This is a genomic window from Streptomyces sp. NPDC088246 (genome assembly GCF_044741025.1).
Taxonomy (GTDB): domain Bacteria; phylum Actinomycetota; class Actinomycetes; order Streptomycetales; family Streptomycetaceae; genus Streptomyces.
The window spans coordinates 1-3,715 of record NZ_JBIURV010000143.1; the positions used below are offsets into that span (position 1 = coordinate 1).

Annotated in this window: 1 protein-coding gene; it reads right to left on the reverse strand. The window is 66.8% G+C overall.

Annotated features, from left to right (window positions below; translation table 11 throughout):
- The coding region (locus ACIPEK_RS46340; protein WP_402008980.1) for an amino acid adenylation domain-containing protein at window positions 1–3,715 on the reverse strand (3,715 nt) is incomplete at both ends.

A 3,715-nucleotide genomic window follows, 5' to 3' on the forward strand; every position in this document is an offset into this window, starting at 1 on the left:
ACCCGCGCCGCATACGCACACGCCAGATCCGCGGTCAACGGCCCCATCGACCACCCATCCGCAGCAATATGATGCAACACCAACACCAACACCGATTCAGCACCGGTGTCGACGACGTGCACGCGCATCGGAAGATCGGCACCGAGGTCGAACCTGTGCTCGCACTCCTGGGATATCCGTTCGTCGGCCAGTTGCGGCAGGCTCTGTGACCACTGCACGGTGACGGTGGCCTGTCCTGCCGGGAGGATGACCTGCAGCGCCTCGCCGTCCTGCTCGGGATACACCGTGCGCAGGATTTCATGCCGGATCACCAAATCGGATATGGCCTCCTGAAACGCCTCCCGGTTCAGCGCCCCGGAGACGTGGCTGGCCAACGCGATGTTGTACGCAGCGCTCCCGCCGTCGACTTGGTGCAGGAACCACAGCCGACGTTGCGCCGGGGACAGCGGTACCTTGGCCAGCCGGGGATGCACCGCTACCAGGGGAACCACGTCGGCCACGTCAGCCTGGTGCAGCCATCGCTCCAGTCCGGCCACACTGGGATTCTCGAACACCGTGGGCAGAGTGAGCTCCGCCCCGAAGGTCACCCGCACCCGGTTGACCAAACGGGTGGCCAAGAGGGAGTGCCCCCCCAGCGTGAAGAAGTCGTCGTCGACGCCCACCTCGGGCACACCGAGCAGTTCGGTGAACAGCCCGCACAGCATCTCTTCGCGCGGAGTGCGCGCGTGCCGCGACGTGCTGCTGTAGTGCGGCGCGGGCAGAGCGCGACGATCGAGCTTGCCATTGGTGGTGAGAGGGAACGCGTCAAGCGTCACCAGTGCGGACGGCACCATGTACTCCGGCAACCGCCGGGCGAGGCACCGTCGTATCTCGGAGGGCTCGGCCGAGCCGGTGACGTAGCCGACCAGACGCCGTTCGCCCGGCTGGTCCTCGCGCACCAGGACCGCGGCGTGGCCGACCCCTGGGCATGCGAACAGCGCGGCCTCGACCTCACCGAGTTCGATCCGGAAGCCGCGGATCTTGACCTGGTCGTCGGCACGCCCGACGAACAACAGCCGACCGGACCTGTCCCAGCGCACCACGTCGCCCGAGCAGTACATGCGGGTGCCAGGGGGACCGAACGGATCGGCGACGAATCGGGACGCGGTCAGCCCGGCCTGGCTCACGTATCCCCGGGCCAGCCCGGCGCCCGCGATGTAAAGTTCCCCCGCGACCCCCGGCGGTACCAGCCGCAGTGCCTCGTCCAGCACGTAGACATCGGTGTTGGCCACGGGGCCACCGATGGTCACTTGTTGCCCGGCGGGCAGCGGACCGCCCGTCGCGCAGACCGTGGTCTCGGTGGGCCCGTAGGAGTTGACCAGGTTGTGGGTGGTTGCCCACTGGTCCACCAGCCATTGCGGGCAGGACTCGCTGGCCGTGATGACCACGGCCCCTTCAGGTACTGCGTGCGCCGGCAGAGCTGCGAGCATCGAAGGCGTGACCAACACATGGGTGATGTCCGGAGCATCGCCCGGCCGGGCCGTGAGCAACGCTTCCGGTTTGCCGATCACCAGTGTGCCGCCGAGCAACAACGCCATGACCAGCTCCCACACGGAGCCGTCGAAGCTAATCGACGCCAATTGCAGCACGCGGTGCGCCGAGTCCGGTGCTACGAAGTCGCGGTGCCGGCACACCAGTCGGGTTATTCCGGTATGCGGTAGAGCGACCCCCTTCGGCTTTCCGGTCGATCCCGAGGTGTAGATGACGTAAGAGGTGTGGCTGTGCTGCAGCGGTGCCGCCCGGTCGGCCGGACGGATGTCGTCGGCGGAAAACCCCGAAAGGTCGAGGTCGCCGAGGAGCACGGTGGGCATATCGACGTCGCCCAAGGCGTCCGCGGCGTCGACCAGTGCTATCCCAGCGGCACTGTCCGCGAGTACGAATTGCTTGCGCTGCGACGGATACGCCGGGTCCACCGGCAGGTACGTGCCGCCGGCCTTCGAGATCGCGAGGAACGCCACCACCCAGTCGAGCGAGCGTTGGGTGGACACGGCAACCGGAACGTCCGGGCCGACGCCCTGACGGATCAAGTAGCGTGCGAGCCGATTGGCGCGTGCGTTCAGCTGGGCATACGACGTGCCGATCCCGTCTGCTTCGACGGCCACCCGTTGCGAACCGGCCTTGACCTGGTCTTCGAACAGTTCGGGCAGGGTGCTCGGCACTACGTCGTCGGTCCGGTTCCAGTCCTCCAGCAAACGCCGCCGGTCCGCAGCGGTCAGCAGGTCGATCTGTCCGATTCGGAGTGACGAGTTGTGGGCGACCGCGCTCAGCAGACGCACCAGCCGGTCGCCCAGTTCGCGTACCGTGCCCTTGTCGAACAGGTCCGTCGCGTAGGTCAGTGTCAAGGTGATTCCGCGGGCTTCGTCCTCGGTCACGCCATGCTCGATCGCGCCGATGAGAAGGTCGAACTTTGCCGGGGACATCGGCACTCGACCGGTGGTCGTCTCGACCCCGGCGAGCCGCAGTCCCGGCGCCTCGTCCTCGACGCTGAGGGCGACTTGGAACAGCGGATGGCGAGACAGCGACCGGCTGAGGCGCAACTCCTCAACTATGCGGTCGAAGGGCACAGCTTGGTGCTCGTATGCCGAGAGGTCGGCTGCGCGGATCCGACCGAGCAGCTCGTCGAACCGGGGATCACCGGAGGTATCGGTGCGCAGCACCAAGCTGTTCACGAAGAATCCGACGAGGTTGTCGAGAGCCGGATCGTAGCGGCCTGCCACCACCGTGCCGAGCGGGATGTCGGTGCCGGCACCGACCCTGGTCAGCACGGCGCTGAGAGCCGCGTGGACGACCATGAACATGGTGCTTCCGTGATGACGAGCGAGGTCTCGCAGCCGGTGATGAGTCTCCGGCCCGATCCGCACAGTCACTTCGGCTCCGTTGTGGGAGGCACGTGCCGGCCGTGCCCTGTCGTACGGCAGCGCCAGTTCCTCCGGAAGGCCCGCCAGCGCTTCCCGCCAGTACGCCAGGTCGCTGTCGTGCCGGTCTTCCTGCTGGAGGGACCAGAGCGCGTAGTCGGCGTACTGAACCGGTAGCGGGAGCCACTCGGGTTCCCGGCCGGCGGTCCTGGCGGAGTACGCGCGCTCCAGGTCGGCCACGAGTGAACCCATCGACAAGCCATCGGCCGCGATGTGGTGTACCACGAGAACAAATACCGTGCTGTCGGCGCCAGTTCGCACCACATGCGCGTGCACAGGCGGTTCGGTGACAATGTCGAACTCGTAGGCACACTGCTCGGCCACTGCTTGGTCGACGTCTTCGAGCGCGCAGGACGACCAGCCGATCTCGACGCTCACGTCGGATCGAACCGACTGTGCCGGCTCGCCGTCGAGGTCGGTGAACACGGTACGGAGTGCCTCGTGTCGGCGCATCACATCGGACAGGGCCAGACTCAGGGCATTGCTGTTGAGGGAACCACGGACCCGTGTGACCAGTGGAATGTTCCAGACCGGGCTGGGCCCGTCGAGCTGGTGCAGGAACCACAGTCGGCGCTGTGCCGGCGAGAGCGGTATCCGCTCAGGGCGGGGAACTACGGCCGTGACCCTCTCGGACGTGCCGACGCCGGTCGTTTCCAGGTATGGGACAAGGTCGGCGATGGTGGGGTGTTGGAAGAGGGTGTGGATGGTGGTGTGGGTGTTGAGGGTTGTGTTGATGCGGTTGGTGAGGCGTATGGCGAGGA